At 40.8% G+C, this 25003-nt stretch carries 29 protein-coding genes and 1 riboswitch; of the genes, 12 read left to right on the top strand and 17 right to left on the bottom strand.

Annotated features, from left to right (window positions below; genetic code table 11):
- Window positions 1–225: 225 nt before the first annotated feature.
- The 4 genes from AX762_RS07105 to AX762_RS07120 form a co-directional block, all read right to left on the bottom strand.
- The gene (locus AX762_RS07105) at window positions 226–552 is read right to left on the bottom strand and encodes a transposase (RefSeq protein WP_071848457.1); all 327 of its coding nucleotides are present in this window, start codon (window positions 550–552) and stop codon (window positions 226–228) included.
- Between the two features lie 298 nt (window positions 553–850).
- Window positions 851–1765, bottom strand: coding sequence for a nuclease-related domain-containing protein (locus AX762_RS07110; RefSeq protein ID WP_071848458.1), 915 nt, complete (start codon window positions 1763–1765; stop codon window positions 851–853).
- A gap of 271 nt (window positions 1766–2036) precedes the next feature.
- Window positions 2037–2894: a class II fructose-1,6-bisphosphate aldolase gene (fba, locus tag AX762_RS07115; protein ID WP_071848459.1), complete on the bottom strand. Its 858-nt coding sequence runs from the start codon at window positions 2892–2894 to the stop codon at window positions 2037–2039.
- Between the two features lie 141 nt (window positions 2895–3035).
- Window positions 3036–4646: a CTP synthase gene (locus tag AX762_RS07120; protein WP_071848460.1), complete on the bottom strand. Its 1611-nt coding sequence runs from the start codon at window positions 4644–4646 to the stop codon at window positions 3036–3038.
- Between the two features lie 409 nt (window positions 4647–5055).
- Between AX762_RS07120 and AX762_RS07125 the strand changes: the two genes are divergently transcribed.
- From AX762_RS07125 to AX762_RS07145, 5 genes are read left to right on the top strand one after another with little or no spacing between them, the layout of a single operon-like run.
- Window positions 5056–5796 (top strand): nucleoside phosphorylase, encoded by a 741-nt coding sequence (locus tag AX762_RS07125; RefSeq protein ID WP_071848461.1) that lies wholly within the window; start codon window positions 5056–5058, stop codon window positions 5794–5796.
- Window positions 5797–5808: 12 nt separating this feature from the next.
- Entirely contained in the window at window positions 5809–6411 is a 603-nt protein-coding gene (locus AX762_RS07130; protein ID WP_071848462.1) for an ECF transporter S component, read from the top strand.
- 12 nt (window positions 6412–6423) lie between these two features.
- Window positions 6424–7191 (top strand): energy-coupling factor transporter transmembrane protein EcfT, encoded by a 768-nt coding sequence (locus tag AX762_RS07135; protein WP_071848463.1) that lies wholly within the window; start codon window positions 6424–6426, stop codon window positions 7189–7191.
- Window positions 7188–8027, top strand: a complete 840-nt coding sequence (locus AX762_RS07140) for an energy-coupling factor ABC transporter ATP-binding protein (protein WP_071848464.1) — start codon at window positions 7188–7190, stop codon at window positions 8025–8027. The genes AX762_RS07135 and AX762_RS07140 overlap by 4 nt, the downstream gene beginning before the upstream one ends.
- Window positions 8024–8827: an energy-coupling factor ABC transporter ATP-binding protein gene (locus AX762_RS07145; RefSeq protein ID WP_071848465.1), complete on the top strand. Its 804-nt coding sequence runs from the start codon at window positions 8024–8026 to the stop codon at window positions 8825–8827. The genes AX762_RS07140 and AX762_RS07145 overlap by 4 nt, the downstream gene beginning before the upstream one ends.
- Before the next feature lie 127 nt (window positions 8828–8954).
- Here AX762_RS07145 and rpoE read toward each other — a convergent pair whose 3' ends face one another.
- Both rpoE and AX762_RS07155 read right to left on the bottom strand, forming a co-directional pair.
- Window positions 8955–9578: a DNA-directed RNA polymerase subunit delta gene (gene rpoE / locus AX762_RS07150; protein WP_071848466.1), complete on the bottom strand. Its 624-nt coding sequence runs from the start codon at window positions 9576–9578 to the stop codon at window positions 8955–8957.
- A gap of 76 nt (window positions 9579–9654) precedes the next feature.
- A complete protein-coding gene (locus AX762_RS07155; RefSeq protein ID WP_071848467.1) occupies window positions 9655–10095 on the bottom strand; it encodes a DUF1934 domain-containing protein in 441 nt (146 codons plus the stop codon).
- A gap of 231 nt (window positions 10096–10326) precedes the next feature.
- On the opposite strand from AX762_RS07155, the gene AX762_RS07160 reads away from it, so the two are divergent.
- The 6 genes from AX762_RS07160 to AX762_RS07185 all read left to right on the top strand — a co-directional run bounded on the left by AX762_RS07160 (window position 10327) and on the right by AX762_RS07185 (window position 15870).
- Window positions 10327–11187: a lipoate--protein ligase family protein gene (locus AX762_RS07160; RefSeq protein WP_071848468.1), complete on the top strand. Its 861-nt coding sequence runs from the start codon at window positions 10327–10329 to the stop codon at window positions 11185–11187.
- 77 nt (window positions 11188–11264) lie between these two features.
- On the top strand, window positions 11265–12623 hold the full coding sequence (locus AX762_RS07165; protein WP_071848469.1) for an HD domain-containing protein: 1359 nt from the start codon (window positions 11265–11267) through the stop codon (window positions 12621–12623).
- On the top strand, window positions 12620–13435 hold the full coding sequence (gene yidA, locus AX762_RS07170; protein ID WP_071848470.1) for a sugar-phosphatase: 816 nt from the start codon (window positions 12620–12622) through the stop codon (window positions 13433–13435). The genes AX762_RS07165 and yidA overlap by 4 nt, the downstream gene beginning before the upstream one ends.
- Window positions 13436–13507: 72 nt before the next feature.
- Window positions 13508–13945, top strand: a complete 438-nt coding sequence (locus tag AX762_RS07175; protein WP_071848471.1) for an organic hydroperoxide resistance protein — start codon at window positions 13508–13510, stop codon at window positions 13943–13945.
- A gap of 167 nt (window positions 13946–14112) precedes the next feature.
- Window positions 14113–15411, top strand: a complete 1299-nt coding sequence (locus AX762_RS07180) for a Y-family DNA polymerase (protein ID WP_071848472.1) — start codon at window positions 14113–14115, stop codon at window positions 15409–15411.
- A 39-nt stretch (window positions 15412–15450) separates the two neighbouring features.
- On the top strand, window positions 15451–15870 hold the full coding sequence (locus AX762_RS07185; protein ID WP_071848473.1) for a hypothetical protein: 420 nt from the start codon (window positions 15451–15453) through the stop codon (window positions 15868–15870).
- Here AX762_RS07185 and AX762_RS13145 read toward each other — a convergent pair.
- From AX762_RS13145 to AX762_RS07210, 6 genes are all read right to left on the bottom strand, one after another.
- Entirely contained in the window at window positions 15863–15991 is a 129-nt protein-coding gene (locus tag AX762_RS13145; protein WP_256244566.1) for a hypothetical protein, read from the bottom strand. The two genes, AX762_RS07185 and AX762_RS13145, sit on opposite strands and share 8 nt — an antisense overlap.
- 133 nt (window positions 15992–16124) lie before the next feature.
- Window positions 16125–17078 carry a folate family ECF transporter S component gene (locus AX762_RS12415; protein WP_083432864.1) on the bottom strand — a complete coding sequence of 318 codons (954 nt, stop codon included), beginning with the start codon at window positions 17076–17078 and terminating at the stop codon, window positions 16125–16127.
- A 121-nt stretch (window positions 17079–17199) separates the two neighbouring features.
- Window positions 17200–17296, bottom strand: a riboswitch (THF riboswitch).
- A gap of 43 nt (window positions 17297–17339) precedes the next feature.
- Window positions 17340–17912: a 5-formyltetrahydrofolate cyclo-ligase gene (locus tag AX762_RS07195; RefSeq protein WP_071848474.1), complete on the bottom strand. Its 573-nt coding sequence runs from the start codon at window positions 17910–17912 to the stop codon at window positions 17340–17342.
- 21 nt (window positions 17913–17933) lie between these two features.
- Window positions 17934–18785 carry a bifunctional 5,10-methylenetetrahydrofolate dehydrogenase/5,10-methenyltetrahydrofolate cyclohydrolase gene (locus AX762_RS07200; RefSeq protein ID WP_071848475.1) on the bottom strand — a complete coding sequence of 284 codons (852 nt, stop codon included), beginning with the start codon at window positions 18783–18785 and terminating at the stop codon, window positions 17934–17936.
- 1 nt (window position 18786) lies between these two features.
- Entirely contained in the window at window positions 18787–19449 is a 663-nt protein-coding gene (locus tag AX762_RS07205; RefSeq protein WP_071848476.1) for a cyclodeaminase/cyclohydrolase family protein, read from the bottom strand.
- Between the two features lie 12 nt (window positions 19450–19461).
- Window positions 19462–21132 (bottom strand): formate--tetrahydrofolate ligase, encoded by a 1671-nt coding sequence (locus tag AX762_RS07210; RefSeq protein ID WP_071848477.1) that lies wholly within the window; start codon window positions 21130–21132, stop codon window positions 19462–19464.
- 242 nt (window positions 21133–21374) lie between these two features.
- Between AX762_RS07210 and AX762_RS07215 the strand changes: the two genes are divergently transcribed.
- Window positions 21375–21596: a DUF378 domain-containing protein gene (locus AX762_RS07215; RefSeq protein ID WP_071848478.1), complete on the top strand. Its 222-nt coding sequence runs from the start codon at window positions 21375–21377 to the stop codon at window positions 21594–21596.
- A gap of 70 nt (window positions 21597–21666) precedes the next feature.
- Here the strand turns inward: AX762_RS07215 and ald are convergent, their stop codons facing one another.
- From ald to AX762_RS13345, 5 genes are all read right to left on the bottom strand, one after another.
- Window positions 21667–22779, bottom strand: coding sequence for an alanine dehydrogenase (gene ald / locus AX762_RS07220; RefSeq protein ID WP_071848479.1), 1113 nt, complete (start codon window positions 22777–22779; stop codon window positions 21667–21669).
- 332 nt (window positions 22780–23111) lie between these two features.
- Complete coding sequence (locus AX762_RS07225) at window positions 23112–23309, bottom strand: hypothetical protein (RefSeq protein WP_071848480.1); 198 nt, start codon at window positions 23307–23309, stop codon at window positions 23112–23114.
- Window positions 23310–23349: 40 nt separating this feature from the next.
- Window positions 23350–23772 (bottom strand): methylglyoxal synthase, encoded by a 423-nt coding sequence (gene mgsA, locus AX762_RS07230; RefSeq protein WP_071848481.1) that lies wholly within the window; start codon window positions 23770–23772, stop codon window positions 23350–23352.
- 273 nt (window positions 23773–24045) lie between these two features.
- A complete protein-coding gene (locus AX762_RS13340; protein ID WP_371261638.1) occupies window positions 24046–24300 on the bottom strand; it encodes a deoxynucleoside kinase in 255 nt (84 codons plus the stop codon).
- Between the two features lie 102 nt (window positions 24301–24402).
- The gene (locus AX762_RS13345; RefSeq protein ID WP_371261639.1) at window positions 24403–24546 is read right to left on the bottom strand and encodes a deoxynucleoside kinase; all 144 of its coding nucleotides are present in this window, start codon (window positions 24544–24546) and stop codon (window positions 24403–24405) included.
- Between the last annotated feature and the right edge of the window lie 457 nt (window positions 24547–25003).

Below are 25003 nucleotides of genomic sequence, written 5' to 3' on the forward strand. Positions count from 1 at the left end.
CTTCAATTAAATCTTCTAAGATACGAGGCGCTCCATACGTCCCTATGCTTTCATGAAAAAACTGTCTGATTTTTTGTTTAACTTTATCACGATACAGTTCGCGTTTTGTTGGTTCTCTATCTTTTAGATTTAACCAGTTATAGTACCCACTTTTTGAAACACCAAGCACACTGCACATCCTCACTACCGAGAATTCATTATGGTGAGTTTCAATGAATAGAAAGATTATTCTTGGTTTTTCGTGAAGACATGCATAGCCTTTTTTAAGATCTCGTTTTCCTCTTTCAGTATTTCGATTTCTTTTTTGCGCTGTTTCAATGCTTCTTCATAGTCAGTAGGCGTATGGAATACCGGTTGTTCTCCGTCTTTGTGTTTTTTTCGACGGACTTTGTCCCACTTCTCTTTATCTTTATCTTTATATTTAGCAAGCCAGTTTTTTATCGTTCCGACAGGAATTCCCAAATCTCGAGATAATTCAGTGACTTTTTTATTTTCTTCCACTACTAACCGACATACATATTCTTTATATTCATGTTCGTAATGCTTTGGCATAATGGACACATCCTTTATTTTATAGGCTAATTATACTCCAATTTATTGTGTCCACTATTAAGACTACCTCAACGACAGAGCCATTAGGAATGTTTTTCCCCAGAAAACCGACTTTGTTAGTTGCTATAGTGCCTACTCCACGCTTTCTTCTTTGTTGAGTTACTATTATGAAGCTCTATAGCATCCACTCAATTCGTTTTCCCGTGTCGAGTTAGTATTATGTGGCTGAATAGGCCTTATTGGGATTATGACTCGTCTAGTGACGAGTCATTTCATTCTTCAAGATCTTTTTAAAATTTCATTCATAAAAAGTTCCTAATGTTTGACCCGTTTTATGATAGTGTTTAAACAATATCCGACTGACTCTGTCTTTAGAAACTCCTTCACCACACCAATCATGAATTATGTTTCGTGTAATTTTCAAACTCGGGAAAAGCAATCTAAACTCTTCCACATTTGATACTATCGTTTCTTTTTTTGAATTTCTGTTATTACAGTCTTCACAATAACAGGTTCGTTGGGTAAATTGGATATCAAACGACCCACAGTTACTGCATGTTATCCCCTTTTTAAGGATTTGATAATCATAGTCAGGAAGCTGTTTCTGATAAGGGACTACAAGTTTGTGTTCGGATAATAATCTTTCGGCTAGATAACGACGTTTTTTGGTTAAGGTCAAGCGCTGACGGTTTATTTTAGTAAAATGACCAGGAATCTGATTCGGTAAAATAATACGATCTTCTGGACATGCATGATAGAGAGTAAAGGTGGAATTAACGTATACCACTGCAGCTTCAACAATTATATTTATACTCCACTGCTGAAATAACTGTCTCAGTAAGGAAGTCGTTCGCTTCAACTGTGTTAACGGATCACCTATTTCTTGTCCTGTTAGTGTCAGTAGTTGACCTGACTTCATTTGGTAATCATCCTTATAATTTTTAATTTCATATAAAAAAACTGTGTCCGCTGTTAATATAAGCGAATCAATCTGGACTGTCTGTTCACTAATTGTCAACAACAAATCATTTAGAAAAAGCACATCAGCTCGAACGTATTCTTTGATAAGCGAGTCGAACAGCTCTTCACCTTTGTAGCCCTTTTCCATGTTGATGATGTGCGGTTTCTCTTTAACAGGTAATGCCATCCGTTTATCTAAAACATTTAATGCCGTTAGTAATTCTGGCCGAATGCGGGATTTCACTATTTCCATGTCAGGTCTCCTACTCTTTGTATAAGTTATTTTAATACCTTATCTCTTATACTGTTCAATTAGATGGTTTTATCACTATAATTATTTTGATTTTTTTATTTACTTTATGAAAATGATTATCTTAATAAACATTCCTCTCTTCTCTCATTATTTAGAGCACAAAAAAAGCACTCCCTGAAACGATTTATCATCGTTCCAAAGAAGTGCCTTGCGGATAGTCAATCGACTCAACTTACGCTGTACATTGACTTTCTCTTATTAAATTTTGTTATTAACCTTTGTTTGAAGAACCGAATTCTTTCATCTTACCTACTGTTGTTGCTTTGATGTTTTCTTTACCAGGTCCGATAACTTTACGAGGATCGTAAACTTTATCGTCATTAGCAAGAACTTCACGCGTACGTCTTGTCCATACTTGTTGTAATTCAGTGTTTACGTTGATTTTAGTATGACCAAATTTGATTGCTTTTTCGATTTGGTGTGTTGGAATTCCTGATCCACCGTGTAACACAAGTGGAGCACCTGTCAATTCAGAAATTTCTTTCATTTCGTCAAATCCAAGTACGGGTTCGCCTTCGTAGTCACCATGGACAGAACCTAAAGCAGCTGCTAATGCGTCAACGCCAGCTTCGTCTACCATACGTTTGCATTCGTTTTTATCTGCGTACATTACTCCACCAGTAACGCCGTCTTCTGTTCCGCCGACAGTACCGATTTCTGCTTCTACTGAAACACCTTTAGCATGAGCGTATTCAACCACTTTTTTAGTGTTTGTAATGTTGTCTTCAATTGGGTCATGAGAATGGTCAATCATTACTGAAGAAAATCCTGCATCGATTGCTTGTTTACATTTTTCCAAAGAAGAACCGTGATCCAAGTGAACGGCTACAGGAACAGTAATGTCCATTTCGTCCATTAATGCATTAACCATAGCAGTAACAACTTTAAATCCACCCATGTATTTAGCTGCTCCTTCAGAGACACCTAAAATAACTGGAGATTTTTCTTCTTGTGCTGCTTCTAAAATGGCTTGTGTCCATTCCAAGTTGTTGATGTTGAATTGTCCGACAGCATATTTACCTTTTAAAGCTTTGTTCAACATTTCTGTCATACTTACTAATTGACTCATGTATATAGCCTCCTAATATTTTTGCGCACTTTTTAACCCGAGATACGCGCTCGGCTTCATCCTTAGTATAAACAATATTTCACAATAAAACTAGTGAAAATGTCTATAACCCTTCTATATCTCCTAAATTTTTTCTCATTCTTATCTTATTTCTTTAATATTCCCTGCTTTTCCAACGAAGGAAACAAATAAAGCGTGTGGACGATTCGGTCTCGATTTGAATTCCGGGTGAAATTGACAACTGATAAAATAAGGATGCTGTTTAATTTCGATCATTTCCACAAGTCGGTTGTCCGGAGATACACCTGAGAAAGTGAGCCCAGCTTCTTCCAAGGTTTGTCGATAGTGATTGTTGAATTCATAACGATGTCGGTGGCGTTCGTTGATGACTTCTTCCTTTTTGTAAGCTTGAGCTGCATGAGTGCCTTCTTTAATTTTACATGGATAAGAACCCAGACGAAGTGTCCCACCCAAATCGACCACATTCTTTTGATCAGGCATCAAGTCTATGATGTTATGTTCTACATCCGGATCGACTTCTGCAGAACCCGCACCTTCGAGCCCCGCTACATTACGTGCAAATTCTATGGCAGCCAGCTGCATACCCAGACATATGCCTAAAAAAGGCACCTTGTTTTCTCGTGCATATTGAATAGCCAGCATCTTCCCTTCCAGTCCACGTTCCCCAAATCCTCCGGGAACTAGAATTCCATCAACGTCTTGAAGTTCCTGGACCACTTCTTCCGGAGACAAAAGTTCGGCATTGACCCACTTGATATCAATGTCTGAATTTAATGCGTATCCCGCATGCTTAAGTGCTTCGACAACTGATAAATAAGCGTCCGGCAATTCCACGTATTTTCCTACGATGGCTATGCAGGTCATATTTTTTAAATTCCGTACTCTTTCTTCCAAAGCGATCCATTCGGTCATATCGGCTTCTTTTACGTCCAGGTTTAAATGGTCAACGACAATCTGGTCCAATCCCTGTTTCTGTAAATTCAAAGGAATAGTATAGAGTGTCTCGACATCCAACGACTCAATGACAGCCTTTGAATCCACATCTGTAAATAATGCCAGTTTATCTTTTAAATGTTGGCTCACAGGATATTCCGATCGAACGATCAGTACATTGGGTTGAATACCCAAGCCACGAAGTTCTTTCACACTGTGCTGGGTCGGTTTGGTTTTCATTTCTCCTGCTGCTTTGAGATAAGGAATAAGTGTTGTATGAATGTACATCACATTTTCTGAACCCACGTCTCTTTTCATCTGACGCAAGGCTTCTAAAAACGGAAGCGATTCAATATCTCCAACTGTTCCTCCGACTTCAGTAATGACCACATCAGCGTGTGTCGTTTCTGCCGCTCGTATGATTTTACGCTTGATTTCATCGGTAATATGCGGAATGACTTGAACGGTTGCGCCCAAATAATCCCCGCGGCGTTCTTTGTTGATTACTTCCGAATATACTTTACCGGTCGTGACATTCGAGTACCTATTCAAATTAATGTCAATGAAACGCTCATAATGTCCCAGGTCCAAGTCCGTTTCTGCACCGTCTTCCGTTACATATACTTCCCCGTGCTGATAAGGGCTCATGGTGCCGGGATCGACATTGATATACGGATCGAATTTTTGGATCGTTACGTTTAAACCTCTATTTTTCAATAAACGTCCTAACGAAGCAGCCGCAATTCCTTTCCCGATCGACGAGACCACGCCACCTGTTACAAAAATATATTTTGTCATAATCATTTCCTCCTAAATTGATTTAGGGATAGGAAAATAGGCTCTAAAATAAGAAAAGCTCCCTATTCAAATAAACGAATAGAGAGCCGTATTTATGCCTTGTTTACTGCACCCGAAATAGACGTTATTTACGTTATCTATCTAAAGCGTGCCCAATAAATATAATAAAGGGTCGGTGTAAGATAGTCAAGCATGAATCCTTTCACTTTTTATGGTTTTCCAGTATATACTTTTACCACTTCACATTTACATATAATAGCACGGTCAAACTGTCCCAAAGAAATGTATCCCTACTTTCCTATCGTATAAAGTGTAAAGATACCGTTTAAATGATAAAATAAAGCGAGTATAACCATCACGTTTATGCACTTATTGAGCGTGTGAAATCTGAAGTGAAAGGAGGTAAAAGATGGACAAGCAGCCACACATCCACTTAACTGAAAAAGAAGGAGCCGGTTATGCCCTGCTGCCGGGTGATCCTGAGCGCGTCTCCAAGGTAAAAGCGTTCTTGGAAGAGCCAGTGGAATTGGCTTATAACCGTGAATACCGAAGTGTGAAAGGAATGTATAAAGGCGTTCCGATCTTAGTTGTATCCACCGGTATTGGCGGACCCTCAACTGCTATTGCTCTGGAAGAACTAAAGCAGATCGGTGTCCATACACTCATCCGTATCGGCAGTAGCGGAGCTCTGCAACCAACTATCAATATTGGAGAATTAATTCTCAGCGAAGGTGCTGTAAGAGATGAGGGAACATCAAAGGCCTACATTTCTTCAAATTACCCAGCAATAAGCAATCATACTGTCCTTACTCATCTTAAAAGGCATGCTGAGTCATTAAATATCACCCATCATGTGGGGCTGGTGCGCAGTCATGATTCGTTTTACACGGATGACGAAGAAGCGATCGATGCCTTTTGGTCCAAACAAGGCATCCTCGGTTCAGACATGGAGACAGCGACTTTACTTACCTTGGCCCGCTTACGGGGATTACGTGCAGCCTCAATCTTGAACGTTGTCGTTCAAGATTCAGGTGATCTGCAGTCAGGGATCAATCAGTTACAATCAGGTGAATCATTGACAAGAAAAGGCGAAGAAGACGAAATAAAATTAGCTTTGGAAACGATTTTTTCTTTAAACACTAAATCATAGGGAGTGTCTGTAATGAATAAAAATAGTATGTGGTCATTGAAATTATCAACAGCTGCTATTGTGTTGATACCTGCAGCCATCGGCATCAATTATATAGGAAAATTATTTGCCAGTTTATTGCGTTTACCGCTATGGCTGGATTCGATCGGAACCGTTCTGGCAAGTATGCTGGCTGGTCCCGTCATCGGTGCAGCGGCCGGTATTATCAATAATATCATTTTCGGTATCACGGCAGATCCCATCTCCACTGTTTATGCCATCACCAGTGCGGCCATCGGTATAACAGTTGGGGTCATGGCTTATAAAGGCTGGATCGCCTCCGTTCAGAAAGCTGTCGTCGTCGGTTTAGTTACCGGTTTCGTGGCAGCACTTGTCTCCACGCCACTTAACATGATTTTCTGGGGCGGCCAGACAGGTAATATCTGGGGCGATGCCTTCTATACATTCCTGATTTCCAATGATATTCCACAATGGCTTGCCTCATTCGGTGACAGCATTGTTGTCGATGTCCCAGATAAAGTCGTGACCGTTCTGATCAGTTACTTTATCTTTAAAGGCTTACCTAATTCTTTAACCAACATTTATCGCCAAGATTCTGAAATCGAAGTAATATAAAAGGGTGATTGTATGAATACCATGACATTATATGTCGAAAGAAATAGTCCCATTCATCGACTCGATCCGCTTGTGAAGCTGCTGTATGTCGCTGCAAGCATTCTTTTAACCTATATCTTGCCGGAACCATTGTACATTGGAGGAATCCTCTTCGTCACTTTTCTGCTGTTGATCATCGGGAAAGTTTTCCGCAACAGTTTACCGATTGTGACACTAAGTATGTTCCTGATTTTTTCACTTGTTATCGTCCAGGGGTTTTTCCATCCTGACAACGTGACCGAACTGTTTGCCATCGGTCCTCTCGTCTTTTACGAAGAAGGATTGTATGTCGCACTCGTTTTAGTGATGCGTGTACTCGTCATGGTCGGAGCCTTCAGTTTACTTATTTTAACTACCGCAACAGATGAAATGGTGGAACGGCTGATCAAAAAAGGTATGTCTCCAAAAATCGGTCATGTCATTCTCTCGGTCCTCCAGCTCATTCCACAAATGCGTGCGACCATGGTAAAAATAACCGATGCCCAGCGTTCGCGCGGCGTGGAAACAGAAGGCGATCTACTCACGAGAGTGAAAGCCTTCTTTCCTCTGATCGGACCTGTCGTTTTGAATTCATTGAACGAAACCAAAGAACGCTCCATCGCTTTGGAAATGCGCGGTTTTGATTCGCCGATGAAAAAAACATTTTTAAATGAAGCAAAACAGTACCCACACAATAAACTGATTGCCGGACTAATTACCGGCATCGTTATCTTGGGTATCGTCTGGAGGGTGTTTGGATGAGTGTGATAGAAGTAGAAAATTTGAAATACCGGTATCCGGACACCACCACCCTCGTTCTTGATGATCTGTCATTTTCCGTAGAAAAAGGAGAATGCCTAGGCATCGTGGGAGAAAACACTGCTGGAAAATCGACGCTCTGCTACGCTTTAGCCGGACTCGTCCCGCATTTTTATAAAGGAGCTTATGGCGGAAAAGTGACGGTGAACGGCTTGGTCGTTCGCGAACATGAAATAGCTACAATCGTTGAAAATATCGGACTGGTTTTTGAAAATCCCTTCTCTCAGATGACAGGCGCGAAACAGACGGTCTATGGAGAAGTGGCGTTTGGTCTTGAGAATATGGGTTTACCCCGAAAAAATATGCATACCAGGATCGAAAAATATTTAAAGCTGCTGGATGTCTACAGTGTGAAAGACAAAAACCCCTTTGACTTATCAGGTGGTCAGATGCAGCGCGTCGCGATCGCAAGTGTCTTGGCCATGGAGCCGGAAGTTTTGATCCTAGATGAACCGACCTCGCAACTTGATCCTCAAGGGTCCAAAGATGTCTTTAAAGTGATCGAACAGTTGACGGGAAAAGGCATGACCATCATTCTGGTCGAACATAAAATGGAGCAGATCGCCCAGTATGCGGACCGCGTCTTGTTGCTGCATGAAGGCAAGCAAATCGATCTGGATACTCCGGAGAAAATCTTTTCCCGGTTAGATTTGAAAGAGTTCGGCGTCCGTCCGCCAGTGGTGACATCGATTGCGCAAGCTTTAACTATTCGTTATCCTGATACCCAGTTGTATCCAGTTACCATCCAGGAATTCAAACGATTGGAGGAGATGAAATGAATAGATTCAAATTGAAGGATATTGCCTTTTCCTATTCTCCTGACGTTTCCATTTTTGAAGGACTGGACTTGACCTTCGACTCACAGACCACAGCGATCGTAGGGCAAAACGGTGCGGGGAAAACAACCTTGGTTAAAATAATGAAAGGATTACTTAAGCCTTCTAAAGGAACTTTATCGATTGACGGGGAATCCATCGCCGATCAGACAGCCGCCCAGTTAGCTAAGCGTGTCGGGCTCGTTTTCCAAAATCCAAATGACCAGATCTTCAAGACGAATGTCTTGGAAGAAGTCATGTTCGGACCACTGAATATCGGATTTTCCCGTTTCGAGGCTGAAAAAGGCGCACGGGAAGCTTTAAAAAAAGTCGGTTTGGAATCAAAAGTGAGTGATAATCCGTACGATTTAAGTTTGTCCGAACGAAAACTGATTGCCCTGGCATCCATTTTAGCGATGGATACAGAAATGGTCATTTTTGATGAACCGACGACGGGCCAGGACTTTGCGGGCAAAGAAAAAATCAAAGCCATCATCAATGAACTGAAAGCAGAAGGTAAGCTTATTTTATGCATCCTGCATGACATGGATTTTGCAGCGGACGTCTTTGAACGAACGGTCGTCTTGAATCAGGGCGAAGTCATTTTAGATGGCCAGACGCGAGATGTTTTTCCAGAAAAAAACGTCCTTGAAAAAGCATATCTGGAACAACCGTACGTCACTCAGATTGCTCAGGCGTTAGGGTACAACGACAGTTTCATTCATGAATCGGAGCTGGTTGCTTTCTTGAACAACAAAAAGTAACACAAACTAAAAAGATTTAATTTTCAGGCTATCGCTCCTTGATTATATACAAAAATAGTGCAGGGAAGTTCCTAAGAACTTTCCTGCACTATTTTTTAAAATCGAAAAAATGTCTCGCTTTTCGTTGTTATTCGTCGTCTTCCTCATCATCGCTGAGAACTTCTTCGTCGTCCACAATGGTTAAACCTTTAAGATCTTCGTCATCTTCTTCTTCATCACCAAGATCATCGAGGTCATCTTTGTATTCGCCTAAATCTTCCGTATCCTCGTCATCTACCATGACACCATGTTCATCCACTTCAACAGCGGCACCATATTTGATTGGCTCTTCTTCATCTTCTTCGTCTTCCTCGTCATCATCTTCGTCTAGATTTTCTTCGTCTAGGTCTTCGTCGTCGTAATCATAATCTTCATCATCAAAGCCACGACGTTTTTTTCTACGACGAGGTTTTTCGTCCTCTTCATCATTGTCATGGGTAATTTCTTCATCGATCGCATCGATAGGATACCAGCTACGCAAGCCCCAACGACTGTCTCCAAGTGAAATGAACCGTCCCTCTACATTTAGATCTGTATAAAATTGAACCATTTCTTCATCCAAGACTGAATTGGATAGTCCTAGGTAATCCGCAACTTCAGATAATAAATCGTTAAATTCTTTAACTTGTCCAGTTGTTTGTAGTATCGCGTGCGCAACATCTACCATTGCTAATTCTTGTTTCGATTGACCTTTAAATTGATTTAATTCCACGACTTACACGTCCTCTCATTCGTTTCATTCATTTTTAAATTTATGTTATTCGTTTCAACCCACTAATATTACACGATTATGTTGTGAAACGCAATCGAATCTGGTAGTCTCCTAATTTTTGCTGATTCGCTGACAAAGTGTAATCCACCCATATGCGTCCGGCAAACGGCCTATCATAATAGCTCACACGTAAATCAGTCGTTGTCACGCGTAAAGGCATGATCCCAGCAGCTGTGTGATAATTTGTTTCAGTGTCCTGTTCGCTATTAAAAACGAATCGGGTCGTTTGTTCCCCGCGCCTTATTAATTGGACCACACCCTCCGGATTGATTTTTATCGTGACCGGGATAGCTTTCAAATCATGAGCTTCTTCAAACCGAATATAATAGCTGCTATTCATATATACCACACGTCCATTTTCTTCAATTGAATGATGATGCGTTTCACCGTTTTGTACATACGAGGTTTCCATTTTAATTTCAGCCGGCAAACCATTTTTCAACTCTTCTGAAGGCATAATCGTTGCCCCTTCCTTTCTCATCTCTGTTAGTACACACGATTAGTTGCGTAACTATACATTACTATCTTTTTCTCTTCATTTATTATATCAAAACCTTCTTTATTAGTTTAGCATAAATGTATCATAACGTCTCATCTATAATTCATCAGTAATCGCCCCAATCCCCTCTTCTTTTTGGTATACTTGAATCTGAAACGAACGATTACAACTGACAAGGGCGGAATACGAATGGCTGATACTCTCGATTTTTTAAACGCGCTGCCTAAATTTTCGGTTTTTGATAATATTCCTATTAATTATACCGATCACCGATTTTCTCATTTTGCCTTAACGGATGCTTTAATTAAAGAAGCCGGAGAGAAAAAACACCCCATCTTACATTTCTGGACAACGTCTCCCTATGTTATATTGGGGATGATGGATACGAAGTTACCTTTTTTGAACGATGCGCTTCAGATCTTTTCATCCTATAACTTTCCCTACTTGGTGCGTAATTCCGGCGGACTAGCTGTGGTCAGCGACGAAGACATTCTGAATTTTTCGCTCATTTTCCCTGAGGAAGAAACACGGCTCTCTATCAATGATGGTTATACACGCATGCATAAAATTATTCAGGCTGCTTTTTCGTCATTTGACGAACAGATCGATGCGTATGAGATTTCTGATTCATATTGTCCCGGAGAATTTGATTTAAGTGTAAATGGTAAAAAAATTGCCGGGATCGCTCAAAGACGTTTGAAAGGCGGTATTGCCATCATGATTTACTTAAGTGTTTCCGGGGACCAGCAAAAGCGTGCCGAGATGATCCGAACGTTTTATGATGTCGGACTTAAACAGAAAGAGACCAAATGGGACTTTCCGATGGTCCGTCCCGAGTCCATGACTACTTTGGAACAGGCTTTGAATCATCCCTTTACCGTAGAAGACGTTAAAAAGCTTATAAAAGCGGTGTTTACAGACGCCGCGGTTGCATTACGCGAAGGGTACTTTTCTCCTTCTATCCATGCGTCTTATGTGGAAGGGTTAGAAAAAATGGTCAAACGCAATCAGAAAATGTTGCCGCAATCCACCTGCAGTGCTGAAGGTTAAAGAAAGGAGTTCTTTTCACTTCACCAAGCACCTTCTAAAAGTCACGACTATAGAAGCTGAAGTAAAAAGATAGACGCATGTGTATCCAATCATTTGAAAAATCAGACCGCCTCCCATTCGAGAAAGTCTTTAAAGATCCGGTCCATGACTATATTCACGTTCATCACCGATTGATTTTAGACCTGATCGATACGCGAGAATTTCAGCGATTACGCCGCATCAAGCAATTGGGTACGGCTCAATTCACCTTTCACGGTGCGGAACATTCCCGGTTTTCCCATTCACTTGGCGTTTATGAACTGACACGGCGCATCGTCGATATGTTTGAACGTAACTATCCTAACGATTGGGATTCCAGTATGCGCCTAGTCACACTTTGTGCTGCCTTACTTCACGATGTGGGACACGGTCCTTTTTCTCACACGTTTGAGAAAATATTCGAAACGGATCATGAAGCCATCACGACGGACATCATTTTATCTGAGAACACTGAAGTGAACGCCGTCCTGAAACGGGTGTCTCTAGATTTCCCTAACCAAGTGGCCAGTGTCATCACGAAACAGCACAGCAATCCGCAGGTCATCCAGCTCATTTCCAGTCAAATCGATGCGGACCGGATGGATTATCTGCAGCGCGATGCCTTCTTCACTGGCGCAACATACGGTGCCTTTGACCTATCACGTATCTTACGTGTAATCCGTCCTTATAAAGATGGCATAGCTTTTCAATACCAGGGACTGCATGCCGTTGAAGATTATATCGTCAGCCGCTTCCAAATGTACATGCAGGTATATTTCCACCCCGCTTCTCGTGGCATGGAAGTTACTTTAGATCGTTTACTCTACCGAGCCAAAGAACTCTTTAAAGCCGGAATACTTTATCCAGCTTTTCCTCTTTTGGATCCTTTTTTCAAAGAGACCGCAACGCTGGAAGATTATCTAAAATTAGACGATGGTGTTTTACAGACCGCCATTATCCTGTGGACCGAAAGCGAAGATGCTTACTTGACTGAGTTATCAAAAATGTTCCTGAATCGAAAACCACTTAAGTCAGTTACTTTTGAAAAAGGTAAAGACGAAGAAATTGTTGAAATATTGAGGGATATTGTTGGTAACCTTCACTACGATAAAAATCTATTCACTCTAACCAACAGCAGTTCAGATTTACCTTATGATTATAAATTGAAAAGCAAAACGCCTATTCATCTCATCCAATCAGACGGCACCTTAGTAGAAATAAGCACAGTCAGCTCGATAGTCAAATCACTGAGCGGCATCCTACACGGTGATCATCGTTTGTTTGTACCCAAAGAATTCCTGGAAAGAGATACGGCGAATATTAATATGTTTCAAGAAGAGTACGATGCTTTTCAGCACTACATTATCAACGGTGCCATTACGCATCCAGAGAATCATAAAAACGGAGGAAAAAAATGACTGTAAAACTGATTGCCATTGATTTAGACGGCACATTGTTAAATAAAGAAAGAAAAGTTACGAAAGAAGTAAATGAAGCCATACGTGCGGCAAAAGAGGCCGGCATATATGTGGTTCTCTGTACGGGAAGACCCTTTCCCGGTGTTGTTCCCTTAATTGAAGAACTCGGTCTGGAGGAATCCGACGATTACGTCATCACTTACAATGGTGCGCTTGTTCAAAATACCCACACCCGAGAAAGCATCATTGACTATAGATTGACTCACCAAGATTACCTTGTCTTAGAAAAAGCTGCGGCTGAAGCAGGCTCTCATTTCCATGCCATTCATAATGAGGGTATTTTCACTCCCAATAGGGACATCAGCAGGTATTCCGTGCATGAATCGTTTATTATAAATATTCCTTTATTCTACCGTAAACCTGAAGAAATGGATCCAGCGATCAATTACAATAAAATGATGATGATCGACGAGTCACTTATTTTAGAAGCGGCTATTGCTCGTCTCCCTGAAGAGATTTGGGAAAACTATACTCTTTTGCGCAGCGAACCTTTCTATCTTGAAATCCTGAATAAAGAAGCCAGTAAGGGTAAAGCCGTTGCAGCACTAGCAACTCGTCTCGGCATTGCCAGAGAAGAAGTTATGGCTATTGGAGATAGCGGAAACGATATCGATCTGGTAGACTTTGCGGGCATCGGTATTGCGATGGAGAACGCCACAAAAGAAGTCAAAGCTGTCGCTAATTTTGAAACAACTTCTAACAATGAAAATGGTGTAGCGCAAGCAATCAATACCCATGCTTTAATGATGTGAGGGCTTTGACTTCGCTATTTTCTCTCTTCTTGTTATACTCAATACAGATTAAAGAAAAGGAGAGAGTTAACTATGTCAGAAGTAATCGTATACACTACCTCCGCAATTAACACTGGAGCACGTGCAGGTGAAAGTCATTCACCCGACCGTTCATATGAAGTCAACATCGATGTACCCAAAAAAATGGGTGGCGAGGGTGACGGAACGAATCCCGAACAGCTCTTCGCTATGGGTTACAGTGCGTGTTATCATGCCGCATTAGACCATTACAAAAGAGAAGAGAAAATCGATAACCGTTCACAAGTCACACTCACAGTCCACTTACACAAAGACCCAACAGATGGCGGGTTTAAATTGAGTGTTGAAATTGAAGTTGGCGTGGAAGATATGCCGGAAGAAAAAGCGCAGAAACTTGCAGAGAAAGCACATACGTATTGCCCCTATTCGAAAGCAACACGCGGGAACATCGATGTGTCGATCAAAGGTGTTCCATACGTTGAAGGAAAATAACTTTTGATTTCTTAAAATAAAATAATCAACGCAGTCACTTGCTATCACTATGATAGTGAGTGACTTTTTTTGTTTCTATTTGTTTTTCCAAATTGTTCCCCTTGACGATTCGAATATATGTTCTTATAATTAAAACAAACGCACATTCCCTTTAAGGAGAACAAGTCATGATGCAAGTAATGGATTACTCTAACGAACCGGATAGAGACATTTTATGTATCGACGTGAAATCATTTTTTGCTTCCGTTGAAGCGGTCGAAAGAAAACAGCACCCTCTCAAGGCCAAGATAGCCGTCGTCAGCAAACCGGACAATAATGGCGGTCTGGTCCTCGCTGCCTCTCCTTTAGTGAAGCAGTTGTACGGGGTGAAAACAGGTACCCGCGTGTATGAAATTCCTAAAAACGCCGCGATAGAGATCGTCGAACCCCGCATGGCATTATACGTGGAAAAAAATCTGGAAATCGTAAATCTTTTCAAGCGATTCGTCACGGATTCCGATTTACATGTCTACAGTATTGATGAATCATTCCTGGACGTCACCCACTCGCACGGATTATTCGGAACAACGGAAGAGATAGCCAAAAAAATTCAATATCTCATCTGGAAAAAAATGAATCTAGTCGTCACTATCGGTATCGGTGACAACCCCCTGCTGGCAAAATTAGCGTTGGATCATGATGCCAAGCACAATACCAAAAACAACTATATTGCGACCTGGCATTATGAAGACGTCACTCGTACCGTTTGGGAAATCGCACCGATGAACGCGTTCTGGGGCATCGGCTCACGGACCGAACAACATTTACAGCGACTGGGCATCCATTCTATCTACGACTTGTCACAATCTGATTTAAAAAAATTAAAAAAACGTTTTGGTGTCATCGGCGAACAGCTCTTTTTTCATTCGCACGGGATAGACCGAACGCTTTTATCGGAAAGTTTTACCCCAAAGGAAACATCGTTTAGTAAAAATCAAATATTGAACAGGGATTATGTTGAAAAACACGAAGTGGAAATCGTCATCCGGGAAATGGCTGAAGAAAATGCTCTGCGTTTGCGCAAGCACCACCTTACGACTGGTTTGGTCAAACTCAGTATCGGTTATTCGAAAGACATCGTCGAACGCGGGTTTAGTCATCAGCTATTGATTGAACAGACAGATTCGTCCAGAAAAATCATTGAAGGCTTACTGATCATCTTTAATCGCCACTATGAACCCGTACCCATTCGGGTCGTGAACGTCACCTTCGGCAAGATCGATGCAAAGTCCGCTTTACAACTTTCCTTATTTGACGCAGCCGAAACTTTGATCAGTCAAGAAGATTTAGACCAGACCATTGACTCTATTCGAAAGAAACATGGGTATACGTCGCTACTACATGCCAGCAGTTTATCTCGCGGAGGGATGGCCATGCAACGGGCCAAATTACTAGGTGGACACCGGTCCGGAAAAGATGTTAAATAATCATTCAAGCACTTCATCAAACTAAAGGAGGAACAACAAATGACACAAGAAGTAGTTACACTTTCTCCTGATGCATTAGGTTACAAAGACAGAGGGAAAATGAAGTGGATCGGGTTGATGCTGTCCGATCATTCAGAGGCCTTAAAAAAGCAAAAACAAACCACGTATTCCCTGCTCATCTCTCCCAAGCCGGAACAATCGATGGAAGAAATCAGCGCGTGTCTGTACCGCAGTTATGCCAGAAAGAAGCCACTATCCATTCAACTCGATATTATAAAAGAAGGGCGCTATCTACCTGATATTAAAGGCTCTATCGTCGGGTTCAAAGAGAATTCTATTTACCTTAAACAACATGATCAGACGCTGAAACGTTTAGCTTTAGAAGATATTCGTCACGTCGACTGGATCGACACCTCAGACTGGTTTGCGAAATATACACGTCAAGACGTCACTATTTAAGCTGAATAAAAAGTACTGAATTCGTCGTACCCACAAGTATTTCTTCTTGTGCGATACCACTGACATTTCTTACTAAGCACTGCCAATAATCTTTATCCATGATGTAGACACTCGTCTTCAAATGAGTATCTCCCCTTTAAATTATAGAGATTGAGATTAAGCGTGCGCCTAATCATTCCACTTAAATCCTTTAAATAAATAAGCCGCTCAAAAGTTTAGATAAACTTTTGAGCGGCTTTTTCTGATTTAATTCACTAAGACTTCGCAGTCGAGTATTTCATATACACTTTTCGCAATTGTTTGTTGTTTGCAATAAACCAGATGCTCAGGAAACGAACAACGGACATCACTGCATTTTGAATCAGACGCGGAGGTAAAATAACAGCTAGCGGATTTTGCGTTAAAATATAAATCCAAAGCGTATTTAACGTTAAATTAACAAATAACGTATTAAATGCCACGGCCATAAATACCCGCTTCTTCGTGACTTTCTTTTTGTGTAAAAACACACCGTAGGACAACCCACCCAGAAAGGCAGACAGCGTAAACCCAGGGAAGAAGCCACCGACGCCCCCACCAATTATAAAGCCTAAGATATCGCCAAGCGCTGCGGCAACCCCGCCGACCCACGGCCCAAATAGTAGGCCAATCAGTGCAGTAGGTAGAAAGGAGAATGTTATGCGTACCACAGGTGTAGTAACACCTACTCTCCCTAAAGCGATAGACATGGCCATTAATATGCCGACGATCGCTATGCCTTTAGTATCCAGTTCCCATTTAGACAAGCTCAGCATGCGAAACAGCAGCATCCATCCGTAGAATAAAAAGGCGATACCATATATCACGCCGTTGCCTGCAAAAATACCTTGTATTTCGAGAACCTCATTCTGTAAAAACAAAAAATAGGCAGCCCCTGTTAACAAGAAACCGATTAGAAGGCCGATTAACATACTCTCCCGTTTCAAATGTCTATATACATATAAGCTTAAAGAAAATAATATTCCGGTAAATAAAAAAAGATAGAAACCGTCTGCTAAAACCATTTTCCAGTTTTCATACTGGCCAACAAAAGATTGTGCTCCTTGTGTCCCGTTTCGTGACCTTAAAAAAGGAATCACCAGGGATAACAATAGTGGAGCGATCACACCAACGAGAGCATAATCCCATGGCAATTTACGTTCAACAGTTTTGTTCAATGTTTCATTCATATTCGAAGATCTCCTTTAATTTACATACTTCTTCAGCAGAAAAATTTACTGAAAAAGGCAATCGAACTGCGGTGTAAAGGCAGTCAAATTAAAGAGTCCTCGCCAAAAAACTATTCAGTTTTAAAGCGGATGCAGAGAAAAATCGCAAAACATTTGTTTTTTCGTCTAGTGGCAACATCCCATCCACCTAGCACTTAACGTTTTTCCCTTACTCTTTTATTAGTATATATTTGTTGAGCTAAACTTACAAGAAAAACTAGTTCAACTTTTTTCTTGTGTCCGCATCAACCCTTCTTCCGTAAAGAGATACCGGACCGGAATATCATGATTTTCAACAGGGAATGAGTCGATCAACTGATTCGAATGCAAAAGAGACACCGTTGCCTTTTCAAAATGCTTTAAAAAGCGGTCATAATAGCCCCCACCAAAGCCAATACGGTGACCCGAACGAGTAAAAATCAGTCCTGGCACTATCATGAGATCGATTGTCGCCTCATCAACACGTTTGGTCTCGCTGACGACCGGTTCGAGCAGATCGAAATACCCTCTTTCAACTTGAAGAAATGACGTTATTTCATAAAAATGTAAGGCACGCGTTTGATGAATGGCTTTCGGTATGCACACCCTCTTCCCTTCTATCCAGGCTCGTTCGATGATTGTTTTCGTATCCCACTCTTTTTTAGTAGACAACGTCACGCCAATCGATTGGGCTTGTTTCCATAAAGAGGATTCAAATAAATGCTCATGCATCGCTTTTTCAGCTTTTTTTCTTTCTATCAAGCCAATCTTTTCTAACGAAATCAACATTCCTTTACGCAGTTCTTCTTTTCCCATAAGAATCACCTCACTATAAGTTTACTCTACGCACTGATTCCAGGCCGCCTGAGCGACTTGTTCAGCTAAAACCGCTGTCGTAATTGCTCCCACACCACCAGGCACAGGTGTGATTGCTGACGCCTTCGCTGCGACTTCTTCGTATTTGACGTCCCCAACGGGCTTGCCGTCTTTATAACCGAAACCGACGTCTATAACAACCGCACCGTCTTTAATATGGTCCGCCGTTACCAACTCGACCACACCTGTGGCAGAAATAACAATATCTGCCTGTTTAGTATAGCGTTTCGTGTCTTTTGTTTTAACATGCAGGTTGCTTACCGTTGCTTCGGCGTTTAAAAGCATTAGAGTCAATGGTTTTCCAACCACCGGACTGCTCCCGATCACACAAATATCCTTTCCTTCTAGAGGAATGTCGTAATATTTTAGCAGTGACATAACGGCTCTGGGTGTACTGGGTACAAGCGTAGTTCTGTCATTTTCCACCACCCGACCTAAGTTTTCAGGGCTCAGGCCGTCAATATCTTTTTTGGGATTAATACAGCGTGCAATATCATTTCTGGACAGCGAGTCCGGTAAAGGCTGCATGACAAGGATGCCGTGAATCTTTTTGTCTCGATTGAGTCCTATAATGGCGTCTATTACTTTTTTCGATGTCACAGTTTCTTCAAAAACAACTGATTCAACCTCAATGCCGACACGCTTCATCGCTTTAATTGCAGCATTTTCATATGAAATCGAGGATTTATCTGTCCCCACTCTTACAATGGCCAAAGTAGGTAAATAGTCGATTTTTTTCAAATCATCCACTGTCTGCTTAGCCTGATTCAATAATTTACGTGCCACAGGTTTTCCGCTTAACTCAACCGTCATGTCACTCCTCCTCTGTCTGGTATTCTGGCCACTTGTTGTGTTCAAGGAAAAAGCTGATCGAATCGGATAATTTTTTGAGTTGTTTTTTCCCTTGGACCAGATTTTTTTTCGCTTCTTTTTCTAATTGGTTCTTCACGTTATTGTCTTTCATTAATTTTGTGTTGATTGTAACGTTTAACACCGCGGTTTCTAAAACACTTTCCATAAACAGTGTCGCTACCATCAGATCATTGACGATCGTCCCTTTCATGCGCATGGAGGTCAGTTCCTCTAACACACGAATAAGACTTAACCCTTCATCCAGCATCGTGCGTGGTGGCTCTACTGCCGTTTTCAACGCCTGTTCGATCCCTGCGTCTCGCAAACCCTTTTCTTCCGACGTTTCTTTTGGCAGCTTGTACGCGTCCAAAACAGGTTTAAAGGCTACAGCATCGGCCTTGGCTAAATCCTCAAACGATTCTCTGATCCGCTGTGATTCTTTCAAGAGATAGACTAGTTTATCCTTTTGATCGGCGTATTTTTTCTTGTCTTTTTGAATATCTGCCACCATTCGGGCTAAAGAAGCACTCATCGCTCCAATGTATGCCGCCGAACTGCCGCCTCCGGAAGAGCCGTCTTTGGATCCTAATTCCGTTAAATAAGCTGAGAATATTTCTTCCTTCATTCGAATCGCTCCTTAAAATAATCCGGTGATTTTACCTGCATCATCCACATCCACTTGTTCAGCAGAAGGTACTTTGGGCAATCCAGGCATCCGCATAATATCACCTGTCAAGACCACGATAAAGCCGGCCCCGGCAGAGACAGATAAATCACGGACATTCACTTCGAAATCTGTGGGTCTGCCTAGCGCTTTCGCATCATCGGATAACGAGTACTGCGTTTTAGCCATACAGACGGGTAAATTACCGTAACCGAGTTTTGTTAAGCGTCTAGCTGTACGTTTTGCGGCTACGCTCCACTCTGTCCCTTTTCCGCCATAAACGGACTGCACAATTTTATCCACTTTTGTTGCAATGGAATCTTCCAGCTCATAAGCGAATGTCATGTGAGATTCCTCTTCGCATAATTTCACGACTTCTTCAGCCAGTTCCACGCCACCTGCGCCACCTTCAGCCCAGACATTTGATTGAACCACATTGCTTCCAGTTTCTTTGATTGCTTCTTTTAAGACGTCTAATTCTTCTTGCGTATCACCAGGGAAAGCGTTGATTGCCACCACAGCCGGCAAGTTAAATGTATTTTGAATATTTTCAATATGTTTCATCAAGTTAGGTAATCCATTTTTAAGTGCTTCTATATTTTCTTCAGCTAAGTCTACCTTTTTTACGCCGCCATGCATCTTAAGTGCACGAATCGTGGCCACAATAACCACAGCATCCGGCTTAACGTCTCCAATACGGCATTTAATATCAATAAATTTCTCTGCACCTAAATCAGCTCCGAAACCGGCTTCGGTCACGACGTAATCGGCATGAGCCAGGGCCATTTTCGTTGCCAGCAAACTGTTACACCCGTGGGCAATATTCGCAAACGGTCCCCCGTGAATAAATACCGGTGTATGTTCAAGCGTTTGTACCAAGTTAGGTTTCAATGCATCTTTAAGCAGGGTTGCTACAGCCCCCTGTGCATTCAGCTGCCCTAATTTAACGGGCTCGTTATCAAAGGTGTAGCCAATTAAACACTGACTTAATTTTTCTTTCATTTCAGCTAACGAATGTGATAAACAAAGCACCGCCATAATTTCAGAAGCAACCGTTATATCAAAGCCGTCTTCTCTTGGCATGCCGTTTGTTCTGGCACCAATGCCACTCACAATTGCACGCAGTTGCCGATCGTTCATATCCATTGCGCGACGCCAAGTCACACGTCTAGGATCGATTTTCAAATCATTACCGTGATAAATATGATTATCTAGCATGGCGGCGACTAAATTATTAGCTGCGCCAATAGCATGGATGTCACCAGTGAAATGTAAATTGATATCTTCCATCGGAATAACTTGCGCATACCCTCCGCCAGCTGCACCACCTTTCATGCCAAATACCGGACCTAAAGAAGGCTCACGTAGAGCAATAGCTGCCTTTTTCCCGATTCTCTGCAAAGCATCACCCAGACCAACAGACGTCGTGGTCTTCCCTTCGCCAGCTGGCGTGGGATTGATGGCCGTCACCAAAATCAATTTTCCGTTTTTATTTTCTTTATTATGTAATGCACTGAAGTCTACCTTGGCCTTATACTTTCCGTAATGATCCAAATCCTCTTCACTGATAGCTATTTTTTTTGCAATGTCTCCTATTGGGAACATTTCCGTAGATTGGGCAATTTCGATATCACTTTTCACCATGTTTACTCCTCCTTTAGTGTTATGAAACTAATAAAACCGTCAATGTATCCTCATTTTCTGTAAGGGCATACAACGTTTGCCTTAAACTTGTTTTCAGTATAACATAGGAATGGCAGTAGCCAATTAAAACTTCTCAAGATTTTTTTCTTTTCGACTCTGGCATTTTTTTCGATAAGAAACAATCGACATTTTTACTTAAATTTCGTATGATAAGATTAGAAGTGAATAAAGGAGGACCTATAGTGAAAATAATTGACCGCGCAGCGTTAACTTTACTGATTTTTGGCGGGATACATCTTTTACTTATCGGATTATTTGGATTTAATATCGTTGAAACATTATTAGGCGAAGTCGACCAATGGGGTGTACGCATCATTTACATTTTAATTGGTTTGAGTGCGCTATGGTGTTTTAAATATTATTCCTTTACCCCAAGAGGTGGCAGTCGCTTAAAAGACAGATAATGTCACTTTGAATAAAGTCTAAAAAAGACAGGATGTAGGAAATTCCTACATCCTGTCTTTTATTATTTTTTTAAAATAGTGAAGATAATTCAGTGTAATCGTACTTTAAATCAGTTGCTACTGCTTCATTCGTTACTTTTCCTTTATATACATTCATGCCTGCTGCTAAACCGTCATCTTTTTTCAGCGCTTCAACAACGCCTAAGTTAGCTAACTGCAAGGCATAGATAATTGTGTCATTAGTCAAAGCAAGTGTGGCAGTTCTTGGTACTGCCCCTGGAACGTTCCCAACGCCATAATGAACGACACCATGTTTGACAAAAGTCGGCTCATCATGTGTGGTTGCTTCGTTTAATGTCTCGAAGTTCCCGCCCTGGTCAATGGCAATATCAACGATTACTGATCCTTTTTCCATGGATTTAATCATTTCTTCGGTCACTAATTTAGGTGCTTTGCGTCCTGGGATCAAAACAGAACCGATAACTAAGTCTGATGCTTTAACTGCTTTAGCGATATTAGATGGTGTCGAAGCCAATGTCTGAACGTCGCTGCCGAACATACGAATAAGATCGCGCATACGGTCAGGGCTTAATTCTAAAATATTTACATTGGCACTCATACCAATTGCCATACGTGCAGCATTTTCACCGACAACACCGCCGCCGATAATGGTAACTGTTCCTCTTTCAACACCCGGTACGCCCCCAAGTAAAAGACCTTTTCCACCTTGTCTTTTCTCTAAATGATGAGCGCCTAATTGAACTGCCATACGTCCGGCAACTTCACTCATAGGGGTAAGGAGAGGTAATGTTCCATCTTTCGTTACTGTTTCATACCCGATTGCAGTCACTTCATTATCCACTAACGCTTTCGTCAACTCTGGTTCGGCAGACAAGTGCAAGTACGTGAACAGAACAAGACCTTTTCGGAAATACGTGTACTCTGCTTTAAGCGGTTCTTTAACTTTCATTACCATATCCGCACTGTCCCAGACTTCTTTGGCAGTGTCGATTATTTTAGCGCCATTTTCAATGTATTCCTGATCTGAATACCCACTACCGTCCCCCGCATTTTTTTCAACTAGGATATCATGTCCTCCTGCAACCAGACGTTGAACGTTGAACGGTGTTAAACCAACTCGAAATTCGTTATTTTTTATTTCTTTTGGTAATCCAATAATCATGACTGTAACTCCCCTTTATATAATTTTTTAATCGTACTTCCTAAAGAAGTCTCCCTCTTCAAAATGTGGTTCAGTAAAAAAATTAAATTATCAGAACGCACTTATCAATATGTTTGTGGACTAAACCTGGATAGAGATTACAATTCGGCACTCAATGTCAAAAAAGAAGGTATTCGCTTATTAGTAAGTGCCTAATAAAAATATAAACTATTGGAACAAGAGGGTTAGCTTGGTCAACTTCCTCAGCTACCAAAAGTGGCAATTACCCAAGAAGCCCCCACTTCAAGCAGCCTGTAAGGGGGGTAACTGGTGAGAGTGGTTCACTACATTGGTTACATCAGTATATACGACACAATCAGAAGTATCCCAATCACGAAAAAGAGAATACCACCCACTTTGATCAATAAAGGAAACCATCCCGGAAAATTAGTGTGTGGTGCACGTTTCTGACTTTTAGTTGCCAATTTATCAGAATGTTTATATGAAAAATACCCATATACAATTAAAGCTAACCCGATAATAACTAACATGTTGATCTCCTTTTAGACTTTCACACGTTTTACGTTGAAATTAAAAATGTAAGATTTCACGATCAGTGCCTCTAGTTATGTCGCGCCAACCATAAAATCCGGCGTCCAATCCGCGCAACAATACTTCAGCCGTTCCAATATTAGTAGCCAAAGGAATCTCATACACATCGCACAAGCGAAGTAAGGCAGAGATATCTGGTTCATGCGCCTGAGCCGTTAGAGGATCGCGTATGAAGATAACTAGATCTATTTTGTTATTGGAAACGTGCGCGCCAATCTGCTGATCGCCACCGAGCGGACCCGATTTAAAACGATGAACATCCAATCCCGTTTCATCGATTATTCGTTTGCCAGTCGTGCCGGTCGCAAATAAATTGTGCTTACTTAAAATCAATTTATAGGCTTCAGCTATTTTAATAATATCGTCTTTCTTTTTATCATGCGCTATCAATGCAATATTCACAGTTTTCCTCCCTCAAGCGTAAAATATGCTATTCCCTACCTTCATATCATAACATATTTTAATTAAAAATCTGTTTGAAAGTTTAAGTTAGCCACTTAGTTGAGTATATTTATTCCAAGTGTTTATTAGTTTATTAAGTACTTTCGTGCTAAACCGCTTGCCGTTCTAATCGAAGAGCATTGATGAAACATTCATGTGGTGTCCTGTAATCCAATATTTTTCTGGGATAATCATTCATCCATTGTTGTATACGCAAGCATTGCGACTCAGAAATTAGACGGCTAGTCCTTTATTCATTCTATTCTCCATTTCGTCCAGCTTTTCTTTTACTAACTTTTTAACATAATCTGCACCCTCACTATTATTTACTACATCAATATTATCAATGTTAATCATCAAAACATCAGATGCTTTACAATGACGAGTAACCCAATTATCATAACCTTGCCAAAGTAACTTATAATAATCCATTAGTCCTTGGTCTTGTTCAAATTCTCTACCTCGTAAACCGATTCTGTAGATAATCATTTAAAAAGACCCATGCAAATAAACCATTAAATCTGGAGACTTTTCATTTAACTCTTCTAATTCTTCCATCATATTATTCAATAACTTTTCTTGAATGTTAAACTATGAAGTTGAGATACGTTCTAATTCTGCATTAACTTTAGCAAAATACCGATCTTCATATATCGAGCGATCTGAAATGTTGTTTTTGTTATGTGAAGCTTCTTTAATATTTTTAAAACGACTATTTAAAAATTTTAATTGCACTAAACATGGATATCGTTTTAAATGCTGCTCTTATTCGCTTACTGTATAAAACAAAGGCAATATTTCATTATCATCAGTATTCTCATAAAACACCTCACTATTTAAAGATTTTCCTAATAAATCAGCAACACTTGTTTTACCTGCTCCAATCATTCCACATATTACTAAAATGCCATCTGCCCCTCTCCTTATATCTTTTATTTCTAGTACTAACTCGAGCCAATTATTGCGCTTGTCATTTCAGGTTTCTAATTCTCCATTTTATGACCACTAAAACAAGGAAAAAAAGTAGTACTATAAAGCTACTCATTTTCTATTTAATTACTGTTTATCATTTATGGAGCATTCTGAATTGAACACGATTAATTACCTAAATGATTAACTCCCTTAGTTATGATACTATTATTTCTTCATTATATGAATAATTAAAATACTATATAAATCGTATATAAAATAA

Source organism: Alkalibacterium sp. 20 (assembly GCF_001885615.1).
GTDB lineage: Bacteria > Bacillota > Bacilli > Lactobacillales > Carnobacteriaceae_A > Alkalibacterium.